General features: G+C 52.9%; 26 protein-coding genes and 1 pseudogene. 4 read left to right on the top strand and 23 right to left on the bottom strand.

Annotated elements, in window-relative coordinates:
* Position 1: 1 nt before the first annotated feature.
* The 18 genes and pseudogenes from VIN76_RS15775 to efp all read right to left on the bottom strand — a co-directional run bounded on the left by VIN76_RS15775 (position 2) and on the right by efp (position 17,639).
* Entirely contained in the window at positions 2 to 781 is a 780-nt protein-coding gene (locus VIN76_RS15775; RefSeq protein ID WP_332042823.1) for a type III pantothenate kinase, read from the bottom strand.
* 15 nt (positions 782 to 796) lie between these two features.
* A complete protein-coding gene (locus tag VIN76_RS15770) occupies positions 797 to 1,492 on the bottom strand; it encodes a biotin--[acetyl-CoA-carboxylase] ligase (RefSeq protein ID WP_332042910.1) in 696 nt (231 codons plus the stop codon).
* A 17-nt stretch (positions 1,493 to 1,509) separates the two neighbouring features.
* Entirely contained in the window at positions 1,510 to 2,964 is a 1,455-nt protein-coding gene (nuoN, locus tag VIN76_RS15765) for an NADH-quinone oxidoreductase subunit NuoN (RefSeq protein ID WP_332042822.1), read from the bottom strand.
* Positions 2,954 to 4,531, bottom strand: coding sequence for an NADH-quinone oxidoreductase subunit M (locus VIN76_RS15760; RefSeq protein WP_332042821.1), 1,578 nt, complete (start codon positions 4,529 to 4,531; stop codon positions 2,954 to 2,956). The genes nuoN and VIN76_RS15760 overlap by 11 nt, the downstream gene beginning before the upstream one ends.
* Positions 4,531 to 6,534, bottom strand: coding sequence for an NADH-quinone oxidoreductase subunit L (gene nuoL, locus VIN76_RS15755; RefSeq protein WP_332042820.1), 2,004 nt, complete (start codon positions 6,532 to 6,534; stop codon positions 4,531 to 4,533). Before nuoL ends, VIN76_RS15760 begins: the two co-directional genes overlap by 1 nt.
* 4 nt (positions 6,535 to 6,538) lie before the next feature.
* The gene (gene nuoK, locus VIN76_RS15750) at positions 6,539 to 6,844 is read right to left on the bottom strand and encodes an NADH-quinone oxidoreductase subunit NuoK (RefSeq protein WP_332042819.1); all 306 of its coding nucleotides are present in this window, start codon (positions 6,842 to 6,844) and stop codon (positions 6,539 to 6,541) included.
* Complete coding sequence (locus VIN76_RS15745; protein WP_332042818.1) at positions 6,841 to 7,452, bottom strand: NADH-quinone oxidoreductase subunit J; 612 nt, start codon at positions 7,450 to 7,452, stop codon at positions 6,841 to 6,843. Before VIN76_RS15745 ends, nuoK begins: the two co-directional genes overlap by 4 nt.
* A 160-nt stretch (positions 7,453 to 7,612) precedes the next feature.
* Positions 7,613 to 8,098, bottom strand: coding sequence for an NADH-quinone oxidoreductase subunit NuoI (gene nuoI / locus VIN76_RS15740; protein WP_332042817.1), 486 nt, complete (start codon positions 8,096 to 8,098; stop codon positions 7,613 to 7,615).
* Positions 8,098 to 9,141, bottom strand: coding sequence for an NADH-quinone oxidoreductase subunit NuoH (gene nuoH / locus VIN76_RS15735; RefSeq protein WP_332042816.1), 1,044 nt, complete (start codon positions 9,139 to 9,141; stop codon positions 8,098 to 8,100). Before nuoH ends, nuoI begins: the two co-directional genes overlap by 1 nt.
* Positions 9,138 to 11,150, bottom strand: coding sequence for an NADH-quinone oxidoreductase subunit NuoG (nuoG, locus tag VIN76_RS15730; RefSeq protein ID WP_332042815.1), 2,013 nt, complete (start codon positions 11,148 to 11,150; stop codon positions 9,138 to 9,140). The genes nuoH and nuoG overlap by 4 nt, the downstream gene beginning before the upstream one ends.
* Positions 11,150 to 12,472: an NADH-quinone oxidoreductase subunit NuoF gene (nuoF, locus tag VIN76_RS15725; RefSeq protein WP_332042814.1), complete on the bottom strand. Its 1,323-nt coding sequence runs from the start codon at positions 12,470 to 12,472 to the stop codon at positions 11,150 to 11,152. The genes nuoG and nuoF overlap by 1 nt, the downstream gene beginning before the upstream one ends.
* Before the next feature lie 34 nt (positions 12,473 to 12,506).
* A complete protein-coding gene (locus VIN76_RS15720) occupies positions 12,507 to 13,172 on the bottom strand; it encodes an NAD(P)H-dependent oxidoreductase subunit E (RefSeq protein WP_332042813.1) in 666 nt (221 codons plus the stop codon).
* Between the two features lie 68 nt (positions 13,173 to 13,240).
* Entirely contained in the window at positions 13,241 to 14,473 is a 1,233-nt protein-coding gene (locus tag VIN76_RS15715; RefSeq protein ID WP_332042812.1) for an NADH-quinone oxidoreductase subunit D, read from the bottom strand.
* 87 nt (positions 14,474 to 14,560) lie between these two features.
* Positions 14,561 to 15,166: pseudogene (locus VIN76_RS15710) on the bottom strand (NADH-quinone oxidoreductase subunit C); the annotation flags it as partial.
* Between the two features lies 1 nt (position 15,167).
* On the bottom strand, positions 15,168 to 15,683 hold the full coding sequence (locus tag VIN76_RS15705; protein ID WP_332042909.1) for an NADH-quinone oxidoreductase subunit B family protein: 516 nt from the start codon (positions 15,681 to 15,683) through the stop codon (positions 15,168 to 15,170).
* 41 nt (positions 15,684 to 15,724) lie between these two features.
* Complete coding sequence (locus VIN76_RS15700) at positions 15,725 to 16,099, bottom strand: NADH-quinone oxidoreductase subunit A (protein ID WP_332042811.1); 375 nt, start codon at positions 16,097 to 16,099, stop codon at positions 15,725 to 15,727.
* A gap of 104 nt (positions 16,100 to 16,203) precedes the next feature.
* A complete protein-coding gene (locus VIN76_RS15695; protein ID WP_332042810.1) occupies positions 16,204 to 17,022 on the bottom strand; it encodes an inositol monophosphatase family protein in 819 nt (272 codons plus the stop codon).
* 53 nt (positions 17,023 to 17,075) lie between these two features.
* Entirely contained in the window at positions 17,076 to 17,639 is a 564-nt protein-coding gene (gene efp / locus VIN76_RS15690; protein ID WP_332042809.1) for an elongation factor P, read from the bottom strand.
* A 204-nt stretch (positions 17,640 to 17,843) separates the two neighbouring features.
* Here efp and VIN76_RS15685 point away from each other — a divergent pair, with 204 nt between their 5' ends.
* On the top strand, positions 17,844 to 18,125 hold the full coding sequence (locus tag VIN76_RS15685) for a hypothetical protein (protein WP_332042808.1): 282 nt from the start codon (positions 17,844 to 17,846) through the stop codon (positions 18,123 to 18,125).
* 54 nt (positions 18,126 to 18,179) lie between these two features.
* Here the strand turns inward: VIN76_RS15685 and thiE are convergent, their stop codons facing one another.
* The 5 genes from thiE to tkt are packed head-to-tail and all read right to left on the bottom strand — an operon-like array spanning position 18,180 to position 23,986.
* The gene (thiE, locus tag VIN76_RS15680) at positions 18,180 to 18,812 is read right to left on the bottom strand and encodes a thiamine phosphate synthase (protein WP_332042807.1); all 633 of its coding nucleotides are present in this window, start codon (positions 18,810 to 18,812) and stop codon (positions 18,180 to 18,182) included.
* 1 nt (position 18,813) lies between these two features.
* A complete protein-coding gene (locus VIN76_RS15675) occupies positions 18,814 to 19,707 on the bottom strand; it encodes a fructose bisphosphate aldolase (RefSeq protein ID WP_332042806.1) in 894 nt (297 codons plus the stop codon).
* A 48-nt stretch (positions 19,708 to 19,755) separates the two neighbouring features.
* Positions 19,756 to 20,946, bottom strand: coding sequence for a phosphoglycerate kinase (locus VIN76_RS15670; protein WP_332042805.1), 1,191 nt, complete (start codon positions 20,944 to 20,946; stop codon positions 19,756 to 19,758).
* A gap of 18 nt (positions 20,947 to 20,964) precedes the next feature.
* Positions 20,965 to 21,969 (bottom strand): type I glyceraldehyde-3-phosphate dehydrogenase, encoded by a 1,005-nt coding sequence (gene gap / locus VIN76_RS15665; protein ID WP_332042804.1) that lies wholly within the window; start codon positions 21,967 to 21,969, stop codon positions 20,965 to 20,967.
* A gap of 37 nt (positions 21,970 to 22,006) precedes the next feature.
* A complete protein-coding gene (tkt, locus tag VIN76_RS15660; RefSeq protein ID WP_332042803.1) occupies positions 22,007 to 23,986 on the bottom strand; it encodes a transketolase in 1,980 nt (659 codons plus the stop codon).
* 195 nt (positions 23,987 to 24,181) lie between these two features.
* Between tkt and VIN76_RS15655 the strand changes: the two genes are divergently transcribed.
* The 3 genes from VIN76_RS15655 (at position 24,182) to VIN76_RS15645 (ending at position 25,538) form a co-directional block, all read left to right on the top strand.
* On the top strand, positions 24,182 to 24,385 hold the full coding sequence (locus VIN76_RS15655) for a hypothetical protein (RefSeq protein ID WP_332042802.1): 204 nt from the start codon (positions 24,182 to 24,184) through the stop codon (positions 24,383 to 24,385).
* 1 nt (position 24,386) lies between these two features.
* Positions 24,387 to 24,752, top strand: a complete 366-nt coding sequence (locus VIN76_RS15650) for a cell division protein ZapA (protein WP_332042801.1) — start codon at positions 24,387 to 24,389, stop codon at positions 24,750 to 24,752.
* A gap of 210 nt (positions 24,753 to 24,962) precedes the next feature.
* Positions 24,963 to 25,538, top strand: coding sequence for a 5-formyltetrahydrofolate cyclo-ligase (locus VIN76_RS15645; RefSeq protein ID WP_332042800.1), 576 nt, complete (start codon positions 24,963 to 24,965; stop codon positions 25,536 to 25,538).
* Position 25,539 lies beyond the last annotated feature (1 nt).

Here is a 25,539-nt window from a genome sequence, read left to right as displayed (position 1 = left end):
ATTAGGTGTTCGTTGCTCTCTGGTAGAGGATTAACATGCCGCGCAAAGTAAGGTCGGCTTCAATATGGTCAAATACGTCTGTATGTTCGTTGAATAATACCGATAATCCACCGGTTGCGATGACCTTTGTAGGGCGGCCTATCTGTGCCTTGGTCCGCTGCACCAACCCCTCGATCATCGCGACATAGCCCCAGAATATACCAATCAGCATCTGGCTTTCGGTCGTGGTCCCGATAACATTGTCATCTGCAGGAGCCTCCAGTGCAATGCGGGGGAGCTGGGCCGTGTTACCAACCAACGCATCCAGCGACAGGTTAATGCCGGGAGCAATGACACCGCCCTTATACGCTCCGTCGTAATCGGCCACATCGAATGTCGTCGCGGTGCCAAAATCAATGATTATCACATCTTGCTTATATGTTTGGTGCGCAGCAATGATATTCAAGACCCGGTCGGCGCCAACCGAATCCGGCTGCTCTACATCCAGCGCCACACCCCATTTTGCAGCGCCGCGACCAGCCACCAGCGGTGTTACGCCAAAATATTTTTCTGCCAACACGGTCAGGTTATGGAGCGCACGAGGCACCACCGTGCTGATAATCACCGCATCAACCGCATCGATATCCAGTCCGTTAAGGTCCAGAAGCTGCCGCAGCCAGACGACATATTCATCCGCTGTGCGCTGCGGATCTGTTGCTATGCGCCAGCGCGCCTTGATCTCTGATCCGTCGAATAGCGCGAATATAATATTCGTGTTACCGGAATCTATGGCAAGCAGCATGAACCGTTCCTCCCTTTAACCAACCTGGACATCCCCGGCATGTATCGCGATAAGTGTGCCATCGGCCATTCTCAACCGCAATGCGCCATCATCAAATAATCCCGCATATTCACCTTCAATGCGCCTGCCTTTTTCATCAGTCGTGACCAGTCGCGTTCCCGCCGGATGCGCATAATCCTGCCATGCAGCTAAAATCGCTGCCAGACCGGATTGCCGCCACTCATTTAGCATATCAGCAAATAAAGGAGCCAGTGTTTCCAGAAACAGTCCTGCATCGACTTGCGGGTCCACGCCCTCCTGATGCAAGCTGGTAACAGTGCGGCCCTCGACTTGCGGCGCGACGGCGATATTCACGCCAATCCCGACAACAACCGCATCCCCTGATCGCTCCAACAGTATACCGCAGGTTTTCATGCCGGACACCAATATGTCATTGGGCCATTTCAAACATATATCATCATGCGGAAGATGGGCGCTGATCGCCTTGTGCACCGCCAGGGCCGCCACGAAAGACAGGCTTGCCGGGGCCGGATCAGCGTTGCGGCAGACCACCAGCGTGCTGCAATAAAGATTACCTTCCGGGCTTTCCCATTTCCGCCCCAACCGGCCAACACCGCCGCTTTGCCTTTCCGCACGCAGCCAAAGCTCCTCCCCCGCACCGCTTAGAGCGCGAGCCTTCATATCCGCATTGGTCGATGCGGTCTCGGCTATCGTTTCGATATGGATGGTCAGAACAGGGCCTGAGCCGCCGTAGCTGTAACCGGAGCCAACAGCGGAATGGTAAGATATCCGAGCGGCGAAACCGCGAGAGCCAACAGCGCAATCAAGCCATTTTCCGATTTATGCCCAGTGCGGACAATCTGATCCGCAGGATCATCGAAATACATGATTTTGACGACTTTGATATAATAATATGCCCCGATAACCGAAGCCGCGATACCAAGCACAGCCAGCGGCAACATACCCGCAGCAACAGCAGCATCAAAGACAAGGAACTTGCCCCAGAAACCGAATAGTGGCGGGATACCGGCGAGCGAGAACATGAATACCGCCATTGCAGCGGCCAGCCCCGGACGCGTCTGTGACAGACCGGCCAGACTGGATAGCGATTCAAGCTGTTTGCCCTCTGCATCGCGCATTTCCAGCACACAGATAAAGCTGCCCAGCGTAGTCAGAACATAGATGAAGAGATAGAAAAGCATCGAGGAGATGCCCTGCGCCGTGCCCGCGGCCAGACCGATCAGCATGAAGCCAACATTATTGATTGAGCTATAGGCAAGTAGGCGCTTGATATTCTGTTGGCCGATAGCGGCAACAGCCCCGAATATAATCGAAGCCAGCGCGGTAAAGACTATAATCTGCTGCCATGTCGATGGCTGGCCGCCAAATGCGTCAATAACCACCCGGCCCGTCAGTGCAACAGCAGCGACTTTGGGCGCACTTGCAAAGAACATGGTAACCGGCGTTGGCGCGCCTTCGTAAACGTCGGGCGTCCACATATGGAAAGGCACTGCGCTGATCTTGAAGGCCAAGCCGGCGAGAACCAGGACTACACCGATAAGCGGCCCGGTCGATAGCTGACCGCTCAGCCCGTCAGCAATGATCGAGAAATTGGTCGATCCGGCAAAGCCGTAAACCAGCGATATACCGAACAGCAACATGCCGCTCGCCAGAGATCCGAGCACAAAATATTTCAGGCCCGCTTCCGATGAACGAACATCATTGCGTATAAAGCTCGCCAGAACATAGGACGCCAGACTGTTCAGCTCCAAACCGACATAAAGGGTCATCATATCAACCGATGACACCATCATGCCCATGCCGATCGTGGCCAGCAGGATAAGCACCGGATATTCGGCGCGATATTCCCCTCTATTCGTAAAGAAACGAGGGGCAACGATAAGCGACACAATCGCAGCGAGATAGATCAGCAGCTTGGAAAAGCTACCAAAGCCGTCCATGCGGTATAGCCCATGGAAGGCATCCCCGCCCGCTTCAAATGCGGGGTTAAGTAGAAAATCGAAAGCATAAGCCGATGCACCAAACAGAGCAATGACAGACAATATGGTAATCAGCCGGGCGGATTTTGCCCCACCCCATGCTGCGACCAGGAGCAATATCAAACTGCTGGCGGTGAGGATAAGCTCTGGCAGCGTGAATATCAGTGAAAGCCTATAATCCATTAGTGCGACTCCCCGTGGCCAGCTGCCGTTCATGGCCCTGTGATACCGCCGCCCCTTCTGTAACAGGCTTGGCTTGCCCCATTTTCAAATTTGCATCTCCCTTTGGCGTTGCGCGCTCGATACGTGTGACAAGCGTTCCAACGTCATCACGAATAGGTGCAATGAAGCTTTCCGGATAAACACCCATCCACATAACAACAGCCGCGATTGGCGCCAGCATAGCGATTTCACGAATAGAAAGGTCCGGCATGGCTTTCACATCTTCATGCACAAGTTCACCCATAGCGACCCGGCGATAGAGGTACAGCATATAACCCGCACCCAGAATAATCCCGGTCGCGCAAATCAGCGTGACCCAGCTACTGACTTTATAGAGGCCAGCCAGAGACAGGAACTCCCCAACGAAACCACTAGTGCCCGGCAAGCCGATGGAAGCCATTGTAAAGAGCATGAACAAAACCGCATATTTCGGCATGTTGTCGGAAAGGCCGCCATAGCGCGAAATTTCCCTTGTATGCAGGCGGTCGTAAATCACGCCTACGCAAAGGAACAAAGCGCTGGACACCAGACCGTGGCTTAGCATCACAATTATAGCGCCTTCGATACCCTGACGGTTAAAGGCAAACAGGCCGGCGGTCACAATCGCCATATGGGCAACGGATGAATAGGCGATCAGCTTTTTCATGTCCTGCTGAACTAGAGCGACCAGCGACGTATAGACCACCGCGATCATCGACAGCGCGAAAATCAGCCAGATAAACTGCTCTGACGCTTCCGGGAACATAGGCAGAGAGAAGCGAAGGAAGCCGTAACCACCCATTTTAAGCAATACACCCGCCAAGATTACCGAACCGGCAGTCGGTGCCTGAACGTGGGCATCCGGCAACCATGTATGGACCGGCCACATCGGCATTTTCACTGCGAAACTGGCAAAGAAGGCCAACCAGAGCCAAGTCTGCGCTTCGGGTGACACATCGTGGTTCAGCAGGGCGGTAATATCGCTCGTGCCTGCATCCTGCACCAGCCATAGCATCGCGATCAGCATCACGACCGAGCCGAGCAATGTATAGAGGAAGAATTTATAGGCCGCGTAAATCCGGTTGGCGCCGCCCCAAACCCCGATAATCAGATACATCGGGATCAAAACAGCCTCAAAGAAAATATAGAACAGGAAAATATCCTGAGCGGCGAACACACCAACCATCAACACTTCCATGATCAGGAAGGCGGCCATATATTCACCGACACGGTTCTGTATGCTTTCCCAGCTCGCTCCAATACAAATCGGCATCAGGAACAACGTCAACATGATAAGCAGCATGGAAATGCCGTCTATGCCAAGCGCCCACGCAAAATCACCGAACAGTTCAACCCGCTCAACATATTGCCACTGCGGACCGCCAATATCGTAATTGACCCACAGCACGACACCCAGAGCAAAAATCACCAACGTGGTGACAAGCGCCAGAATCCGGGCGGTTTGCGCCCCAACGAAAAAACAAATAATGGCGGCCAGCGTCGGCAGAGCCAGCATCAGTGACAGGATCGGAAAATCAAGCTGGTTCATCAGTTCGCTCCCCGCACGATAATCCACGTCACCGCAGCTACCAGTCCCATCAACATAACAAGCGCATAACTAAACAAATATCCATTCTGGAACCGCTTCGCGATTCCGCTTCCGGTAGCGATAAATGACGCGACACCATTGGGGCCAAAACGGTCGATGATCCCCTCATCACCTGTTTTCCAAAACAGCCGCCCAAACCAGAAAGCCGGACGTACAAAGATGAGGTTATAAAGCTCGTCAAAATACCATTTGTTGAGGAAAAAGTTATAGATTGGCTGGAAGGTCGCGGCCAAACGCGCAGGACGATTTTCCCCGCGGAAGTAAAGCAGGTAAGCGATCAACAATCCCGTCAGCATAGCCACCGTAGAGGCCAGCTTAACCCACATCGGAACTTCGTGGATTGCGTGCATCAAATGACGGTCGAACGCCAGACTGCCTGCCCAGAAACGGGCACCTTCGGTGGCGTCGATAAACGCGTCATGAAATAGGAAACCTGCCGCAATGGAACCCAGACTCAGCACGCCAAGCGGGATCAGCATGGTTAGAGGGCTTTCATGCGGATGATAACCGCCTGTTGAATCCTCGGCCGTTTCAGGCGTTTTGTGGACGCTGTGCTGAATATGTTCCGACTGGATCCAGCGCGGAGTGCCCCAGAAGGTCAGGAACATCAGACGCCAACTATAAAAGCTGGTCAAACAGGCCGCAAGCACACCAATAGTGAAAGCGAATTGCCCGGCTCCCGTGCCGCTTGCAAAAGCCGCCTCAATGATCGCATCTTTGGAATAGAAGCCCGCGAAACCGCCAAGGCCAACAATACCGACACCGGTAATAGCCAGCGTCCCCATCATCATCGCCCAGAAAGTCAGCGGTATCTCTTTCCGAAGTCCGCCATAATAGCGCATGTCCTGCTCATGATGCATGGCGTGAATGACAGAACCCGCGCCAAGGAACAGCAATGCCTTGAAAAATGCGTGCGTGAACAGATGGAACATCGCTGCGCTATAGGCACCGACACCGGCAGCAAAAAACATATAGCCGAGCTGCGAACAGGTTGAATATGCGATCACACGCTTGATATCCGTTTGCACCAGACCGACAGTCGCCGCGAAAATAGCGGTAGCAGCGCCAACCACCGTCACAACGGTCAAAGCCACATCGCTGGTTTCAAACATGGGCGACAGGCGGCAAACCATGAACACACCTGCGGTAACCATCGTCGCTGCGTGGATGAGCGCGGACACAGGGGTCGGGCCTTCCATCGCGTCGGGCAACCATGTGTGCAGGCCTAATTGCGCGGATTTACCCATCGCACCGATGAACAGCAGCAGACACAGGATGGTCATTGTATCCAGACGCATACCGGCAAAGGTGATGGTCGACCCTGCCATTGCAGGAGCAGCTTCCAGAATTTCGGGAATAGACACCGTTCCAAATACCAGGAATGTGCCGAAAATACCCAGCATGAACCCAAGATCGCCGACGCGGTTTACGACAAAAGCCTTGATTGCCGCGGCATTCGCGCTCGGCTTCTTGAACCAGAAACCGATGAGCAGGTAGGAAACCAGTCCAACCCCTTCCCAGCCAAAGAACATCTGGACCAGATTGTCGGCGGTAACCAGCATCAGCATGGCAAAGGTAAACAGTGACAAATAGGCAAAAAAGCGCGGCTGGTCAGGATCTTCATCCATATAGCCCCAGCTATAAAGATGGACCAGCGCGGAAACCGTCGTGACAACGACCAGCATAACGGCAGTCAACGTATCAACACGCAGTGTCCAATCAAAAACCAGATCACCGGATTGCACCCATGTCAGCAACGGCACCACTTCTGCGGCGCGGGATAGCATGACATAATCGATGAAGACCGGCCAGCTAAGCGCGCATGAAACAAACAGCGCACCGGTTGTGACAAATTTTGCTGGCACATTGCCAATCATCCGATTGCCAAAGCCTGCGACTATCGCTGCCAGCAAAGGCAGGAAAACGATAAGCTGGATCGTCAAGTTCCTAACCCTTCATCCGGTTGACATCATCAACGGCGATCGTGCCGCGCTGACGGAAATAGATAACCAATATCGCTAGTCCGATTGCAGCTTCAGCCGCAGCAACGGTTAGCACGAACATCGCAAAAATCTGGCCGGTCATATCGCCCAAGAAGCTGCTGAATGCGACGAAGTTAATATTCACAGAAAGGAGTATGAGTTCGATCGCCATCAGGATGCTGATAATATTCTTACGATTTAGAAAAATGCCGAGCATGCCCATCACAAAAAGGATGGAGCTAACCACCAGATAATGTTCAATACCGATCACAACTCAATCCCCTTGCCCACTTCAGGCTGCTCATTGCGTATAGAATCTTCGGGACGCCGCCTTACCTGCTTTTGGATGATTTGCCGACGAACACCGCCGCGTTTGCGGTTGGTCAGAACGATTGCGCCCACCATGGCGACCAGCAGGACAAGCCCGGCAGCCTCGAACAGGAATATATATTTGGTATAAAGCAAGGCTCCCAGTGACTCGATATTGGAAGGGCCACCCGCCGGAAGTCCGACCACTGCCGTGGCCTCACCCATGCCGCCCGCAGTCCATGCGCCGACGCCAAAGATAATTTCCGCAACCAATATGATGGCCAGCAATATGCCCAAAGGCAGATTTTTCATAAAACCGGCCCGCAGCTCGGCAAAATCAATGTCCAGCATCATCACAACGAACAGGAACAGAACCGCGACGGCCCCCACATAAACAATGAGTAGCAATGCCGCGATAAACTCTGCGCCAACCAAGAGCATCAACCCGGCACCGTTGAAAAATGCCATGATCAGCCACAACACACTATGCACCGGGTTGCGCGCAAAGATACAACAGGTCGCACTGGCGATAATCATCACAGCGAACAGATAGAAAGCGAATATTTGCATATTTATTCTGCTACTTCTTTCTTCTTATTGCGTCATCCCGGCGAAGGCCGGAACCATGTGGAACTTGACAAAGAACCGGCGAAACATCCCCATTTTCACTGGGAAAGCGCTGATTAAAGAATCGTACTTCACTATTCCGGATCCCCGTTCTGCCCGCCCATTACCGATAGGGCGCGTCGGCGGCAAGGTTGGATGCGATTGCCCGCTCCCATTTGTCACCATTTTCCAGTAATTTGGCTTTGTCGTAAATCAGTTCTTCACGTGTTTCGGTCGAATATTCAAAATTCGGTCCTTCAACAATCGCATCCACAGGACAGGCTTCCTGACAGAAACCACAGTAAATGCATTTCGTCATATCAATATCATAGCGCGTGGTGCGACGTGATCCGTCTTCACGCGGTTCGGCTTCGATCGTGATCGCCAGTGCAGGACAAACCGCCTCGCACAATTTGCAGGCTATGCAACGCTCTTCCCCGTTGGGATAGCGGCGCAGCGCATGCTCCCCCCGGAACCGAGGTGAAATCGGGTTCTTTTCATAGGGATAGTTGATCGTTTTCTTCTTCTTGAAGAAATATTTCAACGTCAACGCATGTGCGCCGATAAATTCGAACAACGTGAATGCTTTTATCGTTTGTGCGATGGACATTAGCCATACCTCGTCAGCATAAGATAACCACTTACCAGGACTACCCAGAAGATCGAAATCGGAAGGAATATCTTCCAGCCCAAGCGCATGAGCTGGTCATAGCGGTAGCGCGGCACGGTGGCCATGACCCAGCTAAAGATAAAGAAAAACGCAAACATCTTAATGAACAGCCAGATGATACCCGGCACCATGTAAAGCGGTTCCCAGTCCACCGGCGGCAACCATCCGCCCCAGAACAGGATGACATTGAGCGCACACATCAACAGGATGTTCGCATATTCACCAAGCCAGAATAGCGCAAAACTCATCGAGCTATATTCTGTCTGGTAGCCCGCAACCAATTCCGATTCAGCCTCGGTCAAATCGAAAGGGTGGCGAGCCGTTTCCGCGAGAGAGGAGATCAGGAACATCACGGCCATCGGAAAGAGCAGCGGGTTAAGGCCATAGGCATTGACAAAGCCGAAAATATGACCCTGTTGCGACGTGATGATATCATTAAGATTGAACGTTCCGGCAAATAGAACCACGGAAATCAGGATGAAGCCGATTGAAACCTCATAACTGATCATCTGCGCGGCCGCCCGCATCGAAGAAAAGAACGGGTATTTGGAGTTACTTGACCAGCCCGCAATCACCACGCCGTAAACGCCCAACGAACTGATCGCCAGAATATAGAGTAGCCCGATATTAATATTGGCGAGCACCATCGTCTCACTGAATGGAATAACCGCCCAGGCTACCAAAGCCACGGTAAAGGTGATGATTGGAGCAAGCAGGAACAAACCCCTGTTCGCACTAGACGGAATAATTGTTTCCTGAAGAAACACCTTCAAACCATCCGCGAAGGATTGCAAAAGCCCAAACGGGCCCACCACGTTTGGTCCCCGGCGTAGCGCCATCGCTGCCCAAATCTTGCGGTCTGCATAAATAATCATTGCAACGGCCAGCATCAGTGGCAGCGCAATCAGCAGGATCAGCACAAGCGTGGCAACAAACCAGCCCAGCTCAGGGCCAAGGAAAGTCGATTGCAGATATTCGGTCATTCTGCCGCCTCCAGCATATCATCACCGTGGAGCAATTCTGCCGAACAGCGCTGCATCGTCGCACTGGCGCGCGCGATGCTGTTGGTGAGGTAGAAATCCTTGATCGGGTGAACGCCTTGTCCCGTGGGCTTGTCCGACAGTCCGGTCGGCGGTGCCCAATCAAAGGTTAGCAAACGTTCAACGGCCAGATCCGGTTGATCCGCGAACATTTGGCCGCGCAGCTCAGCAAAACTGTCAAAGGGTAATGTTTTACCCAATACGTCAGACAGGGCACGCAAAATGCTCCAGTCTTCGCGAGCGTCACCCGGTGCGAAAATCGCTTTGTTGGAGCGTTGCACACGGCCTTCCAGATTTACATAAGTGCCGTTTTTCTCGGTATATGCGGCCGCTGGCAGGATCACATCCGCGGCATGTGCCCCGGCATCGCCATGATGGCCGATATAGACCTTGAAGCTTTTTTCAAACGGCGCGTAATCCATTTCATCCGCGCCCAGCGAAAAGAGCAGCTTGGGCTTTTTCGCAGCGATGGCCTTGATCCCGCCATCAAAAGCATAGCCAAGGATCAAACCGCCGGTGCGGGACGCACCGATGTGGAGCACGTTAAAACCGTTCCAGTCATCACGGACCAGCTTGTATTTCGCAGCCAGTTTCAAGGCCGCACCATGCGCACCTTCAACACTTAACGCACCGCCGCCCAGAATAATCGCAGGTCTCTCGGCATTTTTCAGCGCATCTGCGGCTTCCTTGGGCAATTTGGTGAGCAGGCTCATATCATCGCCCAGCCATTCGACCGGATAGGTCTGGTCCGCTTCTGGCCCTATGCCAAAGACCTTCGCCCCGCCCTTGCGGACAGCCTTACGAATACGGGTGTTGACCAGCGATGCTTCCCAGCGCGTGTTGGTTGAAACCAGAATGATGACATCGGCTTCCTGAATACCAGCGATGGTAGTGTTGAAATTGACAGCCGCCAGATTGGAAACATCATAAGACAGTCCGGTCTGACGCCCTTCCAGCATATCGGAGCCCATGGAATTGACCAGTTTCTTGGTCGCATACATGGTTTCGCAATCGACCAGATCACCCGCTATCGCGGCAACTGAGCTACCCGCTTTTACTGCTGCAATGGCTTCAAACGCTTCGGCCCAGCTTGCCGGAACCAACGTGCCATCACGACGAACATAAGGTATATCAAGGCGGCGCCGCATCAAACCGTCAATCGCGTGACGGGTTTTGTCGGTCGCCCATTCCTCGTTCACATCATCGTTTAGACGCGGCAATGCGCGAAGCACTTCGCGTCCGCGGCTATCAATGCGGATGTTCGTGCCAACTCCGTCCATCACGTCAATGCCCATCGTCTTGGTCAGTTCCCAAGGACGGGCTTCAAACGCATAGGGTTTGCTGGTCAGAGCGCCAACGGGGCATAGATCGACAACATTACCGCTTAATTCACTATGCACCGCATGTTCGAGGTAGGAAGTGATTTCCATCGACTCTCCGCGGTTGATTGCGCCAATTTCCTCGACACCGGCCACTTCTTCGGCGAAGCGGATACAGCGAGTGCAGTGGATGCAGCGCGTCATGACCGTCTTAATCACCGGGCCCATATATTTTTCGGTGACAGCACGCTTATTCTCTTCAAAGCGCGAACGGCCCCTACCATAAGCTATAGACTGGTCCTGCAAGTCGCATTCACCGCCCTGGTCACAAATCGGACAATCGAGCGGATGGTTGATGAGCAGAAATTCCATCACGCCTTCACGCGCTTTTCTAACCATTTCGGTATCTGTGCGGATTTCCTGACCATCGGCAGCGGGCAGCGCGCAGCTTGCCTGCGGCTTTGGTGGTCCGGGCTTCACTTCGACCAGACACATGCGGCAATTACCCGCAATGCTCAGCCCTTCATGATAACAGAAACGCGGGATTTCCTTACCCGCAAGCTCAGCAGCCTGAAGCACGGTTGCGCCCTGTGGCACTTCTACTTCGATGCCATCTACGGTGACTATAGGCATTATTCCGCCGCCTCCAACACTTCTTCACCTCTATTTTCACTGGCCGCATTCTCACGAATCCGCTGCTCCATTTCCGGTCGGAAATGACGGATCAAGCCCTGGATCGGCCATGCAGCTGCATCGCCAAATGCGCAAATTGTATGGCCTTCTACCTGTTTAGTGACCTGATACAGCGTATCTATGTCAGCAATGTCGGCACTGCCGTCGCGCATTTTTTCCATCACGCGCCACATCCACCCTGTACCTTCACGGCACGGTGTGCACTGGCCGCAGCTTTCATGTTTGTAGAAATAGCTGATCCGTGAAATCGCGCGAACAATATCAGTTGACTTGTCCATCACGATCACCGCTGCAGTGCCAAGGCCAGAGCCCAAATCACGCAGCCCGTCAAAATCCATCGGCGCGTCCATGATCTGTTCCGCAGGTACCAAAGGCACGGATGAGCCACCCGGAATAACCGCGAGCAGATTATCCCACCCGCCGGTAATGCCGCCGCAATGCTTTTCGATCATGTCTTTGAACGGAATCGACATGGATTCTTCAAAGACCGCAGGCTTTTCAACATGGCCGGAAACCTGAAACAGTTTTGTGCCGTGATTATTTTCGCGGCCAAAGCTGGAAAACCAGGTCGCTCCGCGGCGAAGGATGGTCGGCACAACCGCGATGGATTCCACATTATTGACGGTTGTCGGGCAACCATAAAGCCCCGCACCCGCAGGAAATGGAGGCTTCAGTCGGGGCTGCCCTTTTTTGCCTTCCAGGCTTTCAAGCATCGCGGTTTCTTCACCGCAAATATATGCGCCAGCACCGCGGTGGATGAAAACATCAAAATCATAGCCTGATTTGGCCGCGTTCTTGCCAATCAATCCTGCGTCATAGGCTTCCTTGACGGCCGCCTCCATGACCTTGGCTTCCATGATATATTCGCCGCGTATGTATATATACGCCGCCCGCGCCCGCATTGCGAAGCCGGCAATCAATGCCCCTTCAATCAGCTTATGGGGATCATTCCGTAATATTTCACGGTCTTTACAGCTACCGGGTTCGGATTCATCGGCATTCACAACCAGAAAGCTGGGCCGCCCGTCAGGCGATTCTTTGGGCATGAAGGACCATTTCAAACCCGTCGGGAAACCTGCTCCGCCACGTCCGCGTAGTCCGCTTTCCTTGATCTCGTTGATGATCTTGTCATTGCCGAGTTTGATAAGATCAGCGGTCTTATCCCAATCCCCGCGCTTTTGTGCAGCTTTGAGGTCCCATGACTGAAAGCCATAGACGTTGGTGAATATCCGATCTTTGTCCTGGAGAAAGTCAAAGCCCATTATTTCTTACTCCCGCAGAGCATACGCACACTCATCACCACTCATTCCGGTAATCGTGGTTGCTCTTGACCATTTCTTTCAGAACTACCGGCCCGCCTTCGGGTTCGCTGGTCTTGCGGCCAATCTGCGATCCCGCAGGAACAGTTTTGCCTTCGGCGAGGTCTTCCAGAATGCGCGACATTATGTCGTAATCAAGATCTTCGTAATTATCATCGTTAATCTGAACCACCGGCGCGTTCGTACAGTTTCCTATGCATTCAATCTCGGTCAGCGTGAACAGGCCGTCAGGTGTCGTCTTACCCTTGGCCATGCCTTTATTCTTGCATGCGGCAAACACATCGTCACTACCGCGTAGCATACAAGGCGTAGTACCGCAGACCTGCACGTGGAAGCGGCCCACGGGGGCGCGATTATACATGGTGTAGAATGTCACGACCTCATAGACCCGCATGTAGGGCATATTCAGATAATCTGCGACATATTCGATCACCGGAACCGGCAACCAGCCTTGCGTTTTTGTTTCTTCGCCAACCTGACGCTGGGCAATGTCGAGCAAAGCCATTACAGCAGAGCGCTGGCGCCCCTCCGGATATTTGGCAATCTGCCACTTCGCCAGTTTCTCATTCTCTGGCGTGAATTTGAAATTGCCCCATTTGGCGCGAACTTCAATTTCATCAGGTGTGTTTGGAGCTTCAGCCATCTAGTTCACTTCTATTTCGCGTATCAAAACGCGGTTCCCAGATTTAATCCCAAAACAAAAGCCGCCGGTCATCGGTCACACTCCCCGAACACAACATCCATTGCGCCCAGAATAGCGGTGGCATCGGCCAGCATGTGCCCCTTGGTCATAAAATCCATCGCCTGCAAATGTGAAAAAGCGGTCGGACGGATTTTACAGCGATAAGGTTTGTTCGTGCCATCACTGACCAGATAGACACCAAATTCACCTTTAGGGCTTTCGGTTGCGACATAGACTTCGCCAGCAGGCACATGAAAGCCTTCTGTATAAAGTTTGAAATGATGAATCAGCGCTTCCATTGACTGCTTCATTTCACCGCGCTTGGGTGGAACCACTTTGCGGTCGGTACTGGAAACTGGCCCTTCGGGCATTTCGTTCAGGCATTGCCGCATGATCCGTGCAGACTGGCGAACTTCCTCAACGCGAACCATGAACCGGTCATAGCAATCGCCGCTTGTGCCCACCGGTACGTCAAATTCCATACGGTCGTAAACGTCATAAGGCTGCGACTTGCGCAAATCCCATGCAATACCGCTACCGCGGATCATCGGCCCCGAAAAGCCCCAGCGCACGGCATCATCTTTGCTTACGGTCGCCACATCAACATTGCGCTGTTTGAAAATACGGTTGTCTATGACAAGGCTAACCGCATCTTCGAACAAGGTCGGAAACTCGTCCAGCCAATCAGCCATGTCGGTCAGTAATTTCAGCGGAACATCCTGATGCACGCCGCCGGGCCGATACCAGGCGCTGTGCATCCGCGCACCGCTGGCGCGCTCAAAAAACTCCAGACACTGTTCCCGAATTTCAAACAGCCACAGGTTGGGCGTCATCGCGCCCACATCCATTACATGCGAACCAAGGTTCAGCATGTGGTTGCAGATGCGCGTCAATTCCGCAAACAACACCCGCATATACTGACCGCGCAACGGCACTTCGAGATCGAGCAATTTCTCAATCGCCAGCACATAGCTATATTCCATTGCGAGCGGCGAGCAGTAATCCAGCCGGTCAAAATAGGGCAATGCCTGTAAATAGGTTTTATACTCGATCAGCTTTTCAGTGCCGCGATGGAGCAGACCGACATGCGGATCGACACGTTCAACAATCTCGCCGTCCAATTCCATCACTAGCCGAAGGACGCCGTGCGCCGCCGGGTGCTGGGGACCGAAATTGATCGTATAATTCTGGATTTGCACATCACCGAATTCGGCATCCGCCTCATCAGTCAAATGCTCCATTTCGTCGAGATAATCAGCCATGGGCGATCTCCATCGATCCAAATCCTTCATGCACAGCGAGACAAAAAACGGTCATTTCTTGTCCCCCGCCTGGGTGCGCGCGTCGCCGCTTTTTTCATCGCCGGGCAGAATATAATCCGCACCTTCCCAAGGTGACATAAAGTCAAAGCTGCGAAAATCCTGAGCAAGCTTGACCGGTTCATAAACCACACGCTTGGCCTGTTCGGAATAGCGCATTTCCACATATCCGGTCAGCGGAAAATCCTTGCGGAAAGGGTGGCCCTGAAAGCCATAGTCGGTCAAAATCCGGCGAAGGTCGGGATTGCCATCAAACAGCACCCCGTACATATCGAAAACTTCACGCTCCAACCATCCGGCGACTTCCCAGATATGGGTAACCGTTGGCACCGGTGTGTTTTCATCGGCCGTAACCTTCACACGAATACGGTGGTTTCTGGTCAGGCTTAACAGGTGATAACAAACCTCGAAACGCTCTACACGATCCGGATAATCAGCACCGGCAATCTCGACCAACTGTTGATATTCATGGTCATCGCGCAGCGTGTCCATCACTTCGGGCAGCTTCTCACGATCAACTGTGATGCTTATTTCATCATAGGCCTCGACCGTATCAAGCACAGCCGCGCCCAATGATTTGGTGAGCGCCGCAGCAACGCCTTCGTTGCTGGAAATTCTGGGAGCACCGTTTGCCATATTAACGCTCCAAAGTCCCTATCCGCCGGATTTTGCGCTGCAACTGCATCACACCGTAAAGCAAAGCCTCTGCTGTTGGCGGGCATCCGGGCACATATATGTCAACCGGCACGATTCGGTCACAGCCGCGAACCACAGAATAGCTGTAATGATAATAACCGCCGCCATTGGCGCATGATCCCATCGAAATCACATATTTCGGTTCCGACATTTGGTCATAAACCTTGCGCAGTGCCGGGGCCATTTTATTGCACAGCGTACCGGCAACGATCATAACATCGGACTGACGTGGGCTGGCTCGCGGTGCAGCGCCAAAACGTTCCATGTCATAGCGAGGCATGTTTACGTGGATCATCTCCACAGCGCAGCAGGCCAGACCGAAGGTCATCCACCAAAGGGAACCCGTCCGCGCCCATTGGAACAGCTCTTCGGTGGACGTGACAAGAAACCCCTTGTCATTCACTTCCGAATTCAGGTCTTTGAAAAACGCCTCATCTGGCTGCGCATTGGGCGCCATAGGCGTTCCATCCGCATTCAAAATGACGTTACTGCCGGTCTCTACTCCCAATCGAGCGCTCCCATTTTCCATTCATAAATAAAACCAACCGTCAGGATGACCAAAAAGACCATCATCGACGACCAGCCAATCCAGCCAATCTGCCCCAGGGACACTGCCCAAGGATACAGAAATGCCGCCTCCAGATCAAAAACGATGAACAATATGGCGACCAGGTAGAAGCGCACGTCAAACTGGCTGCGAGAATCTTCAAAAGCCGGAAAACCGCACTCATATTCGGAAAGCTTATCCGGATGCGGGTCATGGGTCCCGGTCAACCGCGCCACGCCCATAGGCAGAAAAACAAACAACGCGGATAAACCAAGAGCGACCGCTAGAAAAAGCAGTATCGGTGCATATTCGGATAAATCGACCACAATAGACTCGTTTCTCTAGATTTCTGGCCCGCTTTTAGGGATAGGCTGCCCAAGCTGCAAGGCCAAATGGCTTGAATTTGGGGTATAACCCATTGCATAAATTATTACAGCAGCGACTTCGCAAGTATTTTGTGCAGCTTGCTGTGCAATGCCTCGTTCGCGGCCAATATTTCGCGCTGTCCGATAGGTTGGTCGCCTCCGGTAAAATCGCTCACAAAACCGCCAGCTTCGCGCACCATCAAAATACCCGCTGCGACATCCCAAACCTGCAGCCCAGATTCCCAAAATCCGTCAAAGCGACCAGCTGCCAGCCAGGCAAGGTCCAGCGACGCTGTACCATTGCGGCGGATACCAGCCACTTGCGGCGCAATAGAACCAAAGATGCGCGACCATTCGCCCAGATCCCCGTGCCCGGCAAAGGGAATACCGGTGGCGATAACCGCTTCAGACAAGTCCCGCCGCGCCGAAACACGCAAACGCTTGTCACCCAGATAGGCCCCCTTGTCCATTTCGGCCCACCATGTCTGGTCCGAAACCGGCTCATAGATCAGGCCACTGGTAATCTTTCCCCAGCCCTTACCGTCAATAGATCTTTCCTGCACCGCGATGGAAATTGCAAAATGCGGGATGCCGTGGAGAAAATTGGTTGTGCCGTCGAGCGGGTCGATAATCCAGCGCGGCTTGCCTTCTTCGCCTTCGATCATGCCGCCTTCTTCAAGGACAAATCCCCAGCCCGGACGAACCTTCAACAGTTCATCATATAAAATGCGTTCCGAACGCATGTCGGCTTTGGACACGAAATCGGCAGGACCTTTTTTCGATACCTGAAGATGCTCAACCTCGCCAAAGTCGCGGCGCAGGCGTGCTCCGGCCTTGCGTGCGGCCCGTTCCATTACGGTGATAAGAGCGGAATGTGCTGGCATGTCTTAAAGCTTTCAGTATCAGGTTCAGGGCAAACGGGGGAACTTAAGGCCCTTTACGACACTTTGCCGACATATTCGCGGGCATATACGTCCACGATGATCCGTGTGCCGGCAGAAATAAAGGGCGGCACCATGACGCGCACGCCATTGTCGAGAACCGCAGGCTTGTAGCTGGACGATGCTGTTTGGCCTTTGACAACAGCATCGGCCTCAACAATCTCGGCTTCAATCTGGTCAGGCAATTGAACCGAGATCGGCTTTTCCTCATAAAGTTCCAGCATCACGTCCATCCCGTCCTGCAAAAAATCGGCGGCATCGCCAAGCAAGTCTCTGGGCAGAGTAATCTGTTCGAAATTTTCCTTGTCCATAAAGGTCAGCATCTCGCCATCGGCGAACAGATACTGGAATTCTTTTGTGTCGAGACGGACTTTTTCGACCGTGTCGGCACTACGAAAGCGGATATTGGTTTTGCGGCCATCGACCAGATTCTTCATCTCCACCTGCATATAGGCACCGCCTTTGCCGGGCTGTGTGTGTTGAATCTTGGCGACTTTCCATAGACCGTTTTCATAATCCAGAATGTTGCCTGGACGAATATCTACACCGCTAATTTTCATGGGTCATCTCGCTTTCGGATTCTTGTGTTGCGGCCCTGTATAACGAGAGGCGAAGATAGGCAAGCTCAGCGAAGATTCGAGATTACAATTTCATGACAACAGAAATATAACTTTGATTTGCATGTTTATTTTTCTATTGTCCTTTTCATACAATACCCTGCGTTTAAAGGGGCGTATGCAAACTGTATGGAACACGCGAATATCTTGAAGAATAAGAGCGCCGAAGCGCCATCCACAACGGAACCATTGGTTTCCCGGTCAAAGCCGCCGCACGCAATTGATTTTCGTCCGCCGAATTCATGCAAAGCCATTGCAGCAGGCCTGTTCGGTTATACCATCCGCTATGGCAGGATACAATCCTTCGCTCCGATGACTGATTATATCAGGGAATTGGAGCAGTTACCGAATTTTTCGCCGCCCTCGATTGAACGGTTCGTGGCGCAATATGTCAAATCCAATATCGGCATTACGAGAAGTTCGTCCTGACCACCATCTACCTGAAGGTGATCTGCCTGATCACTGTCACAGCGCGATCAACTTTCAATTTTGCGACAAAATTTCCGCAAAGCGCTTTACGGCATGGGCCGGGCCGTTTGGATCATTCCAAACCGAACCGCTAACGGCCAGAAAGTCCGCGCCGCCATCAATCAGTGGCTGACAATTATCGGGCGTAATTCCGCCAATCGCAACGCAGGGAATCTCCATGATACTTGACCACCAGCGCAGCAGGTCTAGATCAGCCTGATATTGGGTTTCCTTAGTCTGCGTCTGAAAGAATGCGCCAAAGGCAACATAGTTGGCCCCGCCCTCTCCTGCTTCCATGGCAAGGTGGCGGCTGTCATGGCAAGTGATACCAATCTGCGCTTGATCACCAAGCTGCGCGCGCGCATTTTTCAGAGTGTCGTCGCTCTGCCCCAGATGAACACCGTCCGCACCAAGCCGTTTGGCGAGCGCGACATCATCGTTCACGATAAAGGCAACGTCATGCGCGTCGCATATAGTTTTCAATGGTTCGGCAAGGGCTGCTGCCTCATCAGCGTCAATATCCTTAACACGAAACTGGAACGCGGCCACCGGCCCTGCCTCCAAAGCAGATTGCAACTGCTCGGGAAAATCACCTCCGACATCCAGCGGAGAAATCAGATACAACTGGCAGGGCACGGTGTCAGTCACGTTAGCCCTTAACGGTTGAGGCCTGATAAATCTGGTCGATGGCGCTGGACAATGATTGGTCAAATTCGGCGTCGCTCATCGAATGGCGCAAATCCTGAAGCAATGCTCTGGAAAAGCTTGCGACCATGCCGCGGTTTTTTGCGAGTTCAACACAAGCCTCGTCGCGCGTAAAACCGCCGGAAAGGGCAACAACGCGGGCAACGCGGGGATGGTCAACCAGCGGCGCGTAAAGATTGGCTTCCACCGGAATGGATAGTTTCAGCATGACTTTGCGATCTTCGGGAAGCGCATCGAGCTGCTTCTTGATTTCAGCGAGCACCAGAGCGTCAGATTCCGCACGGTCTGCACTTTTAATGTTCACTTCCGGCTCGATGATCGGCATCAAGTCGTGATCCAGAATCTGACTGGCAACCTCGAATTGCTGCTTCACAATCGCAGCAACACCTGTTGGCGATGCCTTGTTGATGACCGAACGCATTTTGGTGCCAAACACACCCTTTGCTTTGGCCCGTTCCAAAAGAGCATCCAGTTCGGGCATCGGTTTCATCATCTGTACGCCGTCAGCTTCGTCTTCCAGACCTTTGTCAACTTTCAGGAACGGCACGACACCGCGTTCCCACAGCAATTCCGGCACCGGCTTTCCGTCCGCTTCGCCGTCCATGGTCTTTTCAAAAAGGATGGCACCGATAATCTTGTCGCCGTTAAAGCTTGGGGCTGTCACGATCCGGCTGCGCATGCCGTGAATCAGGGCGAACATCTCGTCATCATTGGAATAGGCATCTTCATTAATGCCGTACCCTTTAAGCGCTTTCGGCGTAGAGCCACCGCTCTGGTCAAGAGCCGCGATAAAACCAGGACCATTTTCGATTTTATCCATCATCTTCGGATCATGCATGAAACTACTTCCTTGATCTATTATGCTATTATTCTGTTTTAACTAATCTTACCGCCGCAATGCTGCAACGCCAGGTAATTCCTTGCCTTCCATCCATTCCAGGAAAGCGCCGCCCGCAGTTGAAACAAAGCTGAAATCATCTGCCACTCCGGCATGATTAAGCGCCGCGACCGTATCGCCGCCGCCTGCCACTGATAGCAGCGAACCTTCTTTAGTCAAAGCCGCCGCCGTTTGCGCCAATGCAACCGTCGCCCGATCAAATGGCGGGATTTCGAAAGCACCCAGTGGGCCATTCCAGACCAGCGTTTTGCAGGTTTTCAGAACATCAGACAGGGCTTCAACCGCCGCTGGTCCAATATCCAGAATCATTTCATCTGCCGCAACCTCATGCACATTCACGGTGCGGGTTGGCGTATTGGGGGCGAATTCCTTCGCAACCACCACATCATAGGGCAAATGCACGGTGCAACCGGCCCTGTCTGCTGCTTCCAATATTTCGTTTGCGGTGTCCGTCAAATCATGTTCGCACAGCGATTTGCCAACATCGACACCGCGCGCAGCCAGAAAAGTATTCGCCATACCGCCGCCGATGATAAGGTGATCCACCTTCTCGACCATTTGACTCAAAACATCGAGCTTGCTGGAAACTTTCGCGCCTCCAACAACCGCAGCAACCGGATGCTCCGGATCACCTAAAGCCTTGTCCAGTGCGCTAAGCTCCCTCTCCATCGACCGTCCCGCATAGGCTGGCAAATATTCTGCCAGTCCAGCGGTCGTCACATGAGCACGGTGAGCTGCGGAAAAGGCGTCATTGACGTAAAAATCGCCATAAGCAGCAATGGCTTTGGCCAGTTCGGGATCATTGGTCTCTTCACCCGGCGCAAACCGGCTGTTCTCAACCACAGAGATGCTGCCATTTGGCAGGGCGTCAATCAAATCCCCTGTCGGCATTTGCATGAAACCGACTTTTCTGCCCAGAACCTTCGCAAGTGGTGCGACCACAGGCTCCAGCGAATATTTCAGATCCGCCTGACCCTTGGGACGCCCGAAATGGGCCAGCAACAATATTTTGGCTCCGCGATCCGCCAGCTCGGTTACGGTCGGGATGACCGATTTCAGCCTTGTATCGTCAGTAACCTTGCCGTCCGACATTGGCACGTTGAGGTCAACCCTTACCAAACCGACCTTCCCGGTAACCTCGCCAATATCATCCAGTGTTTTGAATTTGTTGCCAGCCATTATTCAGAGCCTTTCTGCTTAAAGCAGCCCCGCCATTACACCTGCGGTATCAAGCATCCGGTTGGAGAAACCCCACTCATTGTCATACCAGCTGACAACACGGACCAGTTTGCCGTCCATCACTGTGGTTTCCAGGCTATCTACCGAAGAACTGGCAGGTTGATGATTGAAGTCGCTCGATACCAGCGGTTTGGTTTCATAAACCATGACGCCTTTCATAGGCCCTTCAGCAGCGGCTTTCAGAGCGTTATTCACTTCTTCAACTGTAGTGTCGCGGCCTGGGGTGAAGACCAGATCGACCAGACTGACATTCGGTGTCGGCACACGAACTGACGATCCGTCCAGCTTGCCATTCAGTTCCGGCAATACCAGACCAACCGCACGGGCAGCGCCTGTGGTGGTCGGGATCATGTTAACCGCACCGGCGCGGGCACGTCGCATGTCACTATGCATCTGGTCCAGAATGCGCTGGTCATTGGTGTAGCTGTGAATTGTCGTCATAAAGCCGCGCTCGATGCCAACCGCGTCGTTCAGAACCTTTGCAACCGGCGCCAGACAGTTTGTAGTGCAAGATGCGTTGGACACAATGATATCTTCTGACGTCAATACGTCATGGTTGACGCCATAAACGACGGTTTTATCGACATTTTTGGCAGGAGCAGAGATCAACACGCGCTTCGCGCCGGCGTCGATATGCGGCTGCGATTGCTCTTTCGACTGGAAAAATCCGGTGCATTCCAGAACAATTTCAATCCCCATTTCACCATGAGGCAAATTACCCGGATCACGTTCTGATGTGACAGCAATTTTCTTGCCGTTGACCGAAATGCTGTTTCCATCAGCGGTGACTTCACCGGGGAAACGGCCGTGCACGCTGTCATAACCGAATAAAAGGGCATTTGCTTCTGCATCGGCAAGATCGTTAATGGCTACCAGTTCCAGACCACAGTCCGGACGCTCAAGAATAGCGCGAGCGACGAGGCGACCGATACGGCCAAATCCGTTAATTGCTACTTTTGTCATGAATGTTGCTCCTTTGATTTCCAGATTATAGCCAGTATCAGCCCAGCTTTGCCAGGATTTGCGGTGTAATTTTATCTGCGGTCAGCCCAAAATAATCGAACAGATCGTCAATCGGAGCGGAGGCCCCGAAACTGTCTATGCCGAAGCGCAAGCCGTTCAACCCTGTATAGCGTTCCCATCCAAATGTCGTTCCTGCTTCAATGGAAACCCGCAATATATCATCTGTGCCGAATAGCTGTGATTTATATTCATCTGATTGTGCATCGAACAATTCGCTGCACGGCATGGAGACCACATCCGTACCTACACCATTTGCCTCTAGCTGAGTAGCGACATCCATGGCCAGCGATACTTCGGAACCAGTGGCAATCAGGACGACACGTTTGTCATTCTCTGCCGTTTTCAGCGAATAAGCGCCTTTTTCACAAAGGTTCACGCTAACATCATCACGCAGCGGCGGCAGATTCTGACGGGTCAAGGCGAGCGTTGATGGCCCTTCTGAGCGTTTGAGCGCAATCGCCCAGCATTCGGCTGTCTCAATTGCATCGGCGGGCCGGAAAACATGCATGTTCGGCATTGCACGAAGGCTTTGCAGATGCTCAATAGGCTGGTGGGTTGGCCCGTCTTCGCCTAGTCCGATACTGTCATGGGTCATGACATAAACCGTGCGCACGTTCTGGATTGCTGACAGACGCATCGCTCCGCGGCAATAATCGCTAAACACCATGAATGTGCCGCCATAAGGAATGATGCCGCCATGTAGCGCCATGCCGTTCATCGCAGCAGCCATGCCAAATTCACGAATGCCATAATAGATATAGCGCCCGGAATAATCATCCTTTGTCAAAGGCTTGGTCGTGTCTGTTTTGGTATTGTTTGAACCGGTAAGGTCCGCGCTACCGCCAAGCATTTCCGGTAGGGCGGCGGTAATCGCGCCCAATGCCATTTCAGACGCCTTACGCGTTGCAACCTTTGGCGGGTTCGCTGCCAAACCGTCCAGATAGTCCTTCATCGCGCTGCCATCTGGCAAAGCGCCAGCCATGCGCCGTTCAAATTCGGCTTTGTCAGCATGACCGTTCAGCCGCTTGTTCCATGCGTCATGCGCGGCGGCACCCTTTTCGCCCAAAGCCAGCCATGCCGCACGCACATCTTCGGGAATGACGAAAGGCTCGTGATCCCATCCCAGTGAAGAGCGGGTTCCGGCAATTTCCTCATCACCCAAGGGAGCACCGTGGGTTGCGGACGTGCCCTGTTTGGTGGGCGCGCCGTAGCCGATGACTGTTTTACAAGCGATCAGCGAAGGCCGCGGATCAGCTTCGGCTTCTTTCAGTGCCTTGCGAATATCATCAAAATCATGCCCGTCGCAGGAAACAACATGCCAGCCAGAAGCACGGTAGCGCGCAGGAACATCCTCGCTGGTCGATAATTCCGTACCGCCATCAATGGTTATGCCATTATCATCCCACAGAACATTAAGCCGCCCAAGGCCCAAGTGCCCGGCCAGACCTACGGCCTCATGGTTGATGCCCTCCATCAAGCAGCCGTCACCGGCAATAACCCAAGTCTTGTGATCCACCAGATCATCACCGAAATGCGTATTCAAATGCCGCTCGGCAATCGCCATACCGACCGCCATGGCAAAGCCCTGACCCAATGGCCCCGTGGTCGCCTCCACTCCCTCAAGCTTGAAGTTTTCGGGGTGCCCCGCACAAGGCGATGACAATTGCCTGAAATCCTTAATATCCTGAAGCGTGGGCCGCTCATATCCTGTTAGGTGCAGCAATGAATAAATCAGCATCGAGCCGTGGCCCGCAGAAAGAACGAACCGGTCGCGGTCAGCCCATTTTGGTGCTTTGGGATCAAACTTCAGGAATTCGCTAAACAAGACGGTAGCAACATCCGCCATGCCCATCGGCATTCCTGGGTGACCGCTATTCGCCGCTTGCACAGCATCCATTGACAGTGCGCGAATGGCGTTTGCCATAGTTTTTTCGGAAATATTTTCGGAAACAGCCATGTTCTTCGAAACCCCTAACAATGATCAGGTGATGACAACGGCGGACTTAGAAAATCTACCGATTCGCCAATTTGACACACCCTTTGATAGTCTGCGCCCATATCGTCAAGGCTCCGCTTCATCGTTCTCTTGTTTACTAGGCCGTGTTAGATTGATACCAACTAGCCATAAAAACTTATATTTCGGAACCAAGTCATGGAAAACGAACGAGTGATCCTCGCGATCGGCCGCATAGAGCGGGCGCTTAGTCGCATAGAAGCAGCCAATCAGACAATGGCCAATAGGCAGCCTGATCTTCTGATGGATGTGGACCTCGAAAAACGCCACGCCGCCCTGAAAGATGAAATGAAACAGGCAATTCACACTATCGATGGGCTAATCGCCCGGCAAGAGCGCTGATATGGCGCAGGTAAAATTAGAAATCGGCGGCCGGTCCTTCACAGTGACTTGTCAGGATGGTGAGGAAGAACATCTCAGCAAACTGGGCACGATGGTCGATGCGAAATCGAGGGAAACCGGCGACCCGTCCAGATTGACAGAAAACCGCATGTTACTGTTTACATTGCTTTTACTTGCAGACGAGCTGCATGCCGTAAAAAATGTGAAGGGCAACGAGCCGGCACCGCAAGCGGGAATCCCGCCACCGAGTAAAGCAGAGAAATCAAAAGCTGCCGAAGATGAACGCACGCTCCTTGCGCTGGAAAAACTGGCTGATCGCATAGAAGGTTTCGCAAACAGCCTTGAGCAAAGCGCAAATCATCCCTAAATAGATGTTGACGGGCACTGCCTGGTACGAGCTAGAAGCGAATATCCCTGAGGCGATATAACAACATAGGGAGCTGTCCCTGCCCGGATTGCGGACTTTTTGGAAGTCGGGTCCGATGCATATGGCGCCCACCTGACGTAATAGGCGTCAGAGGATTTTCCGGCAAACGGCCTTGGCGGTCCCGTCACCTCTCAAAAGAAAGTCATCTGTTTGAATAGCTTATCGGACGAAAAAAAGACTCTACGTAAAGAGTTCCGGCGGCGACGTGATAGTTTTTACAGCCAATTGGATCCGGCGACACGGGGCTTGGCTTTCCGCAGACCGCCTTCTCCGCTTGCTAAACTTATTGAACAGAGCGAAATCATCGCACTTTATAACGCGACCGGATCAGAGGCACCGACGGCCCGGCTGATTGAATATCTGATTGAATCCGGAAAAACAGTATGTTTTCCTGCTGTTGTTGATGGAACAGAGCTTACGTTCAGACAAGTTGACAGTCTCGACCTGTTGGTATCGGGATATCGGGATATAGCCGAACCCGGCAATAACTGTCCCGCTGTATCTCCTGACCTGATCATTGCCCCTATGGTTGCATTCGACCGGTCAATGGGAAGGCTCGGTCAAGGCGGCGGCCATTATGACAGGGCTTTTGAAAAACACCCCAAAGCGCCCCGGATAGGTCTGGCCTGGTCGGTGCAGGAAGCCGATCATATACCGATGCAGCCCCATGACCATAGTTTGGATATGATCGTCACAGAGGCCGAGATAATCCAGAAAGCAGTATAGT

This window comes from Parasphingorhabdus sp. (genome assembly GCF_036568145.1).
Lineage (GTDB): Bacteria > Pseudomonadota > Alphaproteobacteria > Sphingomonadales > Sphingomonadaceae > Parasphingorhabdus.
This window is presented reverse-complemented; position numbering and strand designations above follow the sequence as displayed.

Excerpts from the sequence above, each read along its gene's own strand:
- VIN76_RS15775 (WP_332042823.1), bottom strand. The coding sequence starts at position 781 with ATGCTGCTTGCCATAGATTCCGGTAACACGAATATTATATTCGCGCTA.
- nuoN (WP_332042822.1), bottom strand. The coding sequence starts at position 2,964 with ATGGATTATAGGCTTTCACTGATATTCACGCTGCCAGAGCTTATCCTC.
- VIN76_RS15760 (WP_332042821.1), bottom strand. The coding sequence starts at position 4,531 with ATGAACCAGCTTGATTTTCCGATCCTGTCACTGATGCTGGCTCTGCCG.
- VIN76_RS15745 (WP_332042818.1), bottom strand. The coding sequence starts at position 7,452 with ATGCAAATATTCGCTTTCTATCTGTTCGCTGTGATGATTATCGCCAGT.
- nuoI (WP_332042817.1), bottom strand. The coding sequence starts at position 8,098 with ATGTCCATCGCACAAACGATAAAAGCATTCACGTTGTTCGAATTTATC.
- nuoH (WP_332042816.1), bottom strand. The coding sequence starts at position 9,141 with ATGACCGAATATCTGCAATCGACTTTCCTTGGCCCTGAGCTGGGCTGG.
- nuoG (WP_332042815.1), bottom strand. The coding sequence starts at position 11,150 with ATGCCTATAGTCACCGTAGATGGCATCGAAGTAGAAGTGCCACAGGGC.
- nuoF (WP_332042814.1), bottom strand. The coding sequence starts at position 12,472 with ATGGGCTTTGACTTTCTCCAGGACAAAGATCGGATATTCACCAACGTC.
- VIN76_RS15720 (WP_332042813.1), bottom strand. The coding sequence starts at position 13,172 with ATGGCTGAAGCTCCAAACACACCTGATGAAATTGAAGTTCGCGCCAAA.
- VIN76_RS15715 (WP_332042812.1), bottom strand. The coding sequence starts at position 14,473 with ATGGCTGATTATCTCGACGAAATGGAGCATTTGACTGATGAGGCGGAT.
- VIN76_RS15705 (WP_332042909.1), bottom strand. The coding sequence starts at position 15,683 with ATGGCGCCCAATGCGCAGCCAGATGAGGCGTTTTTCAAAGACCTGAAT.
- VIN76_RS15695 (WP_332042810.1), bottom strand. The coding sequence starts at position 17,022 with ATGCCAGCACATTCCGCTCTTATCACCGTAATGGAACGGGCCGCACGC.
- efp (WP_332042809.1), bottom strand. The coding sequence starts at position 17,639 with ATGAAAATTAGCGGTGTAGATATTCGTCCAGGCAACATTCTGGATTAT.
- VIN76_RS15675 (WP_332042806.1), bottom strand. The coding sequence starts at position 19,707 with ATGCATGATCCGAAGATGATGGATAAAATCGAAAATGGTCCTGGTTTT.
- VIN76_RS15670 (WP_332042805.1), bottom strand. The coding sequence starts at position 20,946 with ATGGCTGGCAACAAATTCAAAACACTGGATGATATTGGCGAGGTTACC.
- gap (WP_332042804.1), bottom strand. The coding sequence starts at position 21,969 with ATGACAAAAGTAGCAATTAACGGATTTGGCCGTATCGGTCGCCTCGTC.
- tkt (WP_332042803.1), bottom strand. The coding sequence starts at position 23,986 with ATGGCTGTTTCCGAAAATATTTCCGAAAAAACTATGGCAAACGCCATT.
- VIN76_RS15655 (WP_332042802.1), top strand. The coding sequence starts at position 24,182 with ATGGAAAACGAACGAGTGATCCTCGCGATCGGCCGCATAGAGCGGGCG.
- VIN76_RS15650 (WP_332042801.1), top strand. The coding sequence starts at position 24,387 with ATGGCGCAGGTAAAATTAGAAATCGGCGGCCGGTCCTTCACAGTGACT.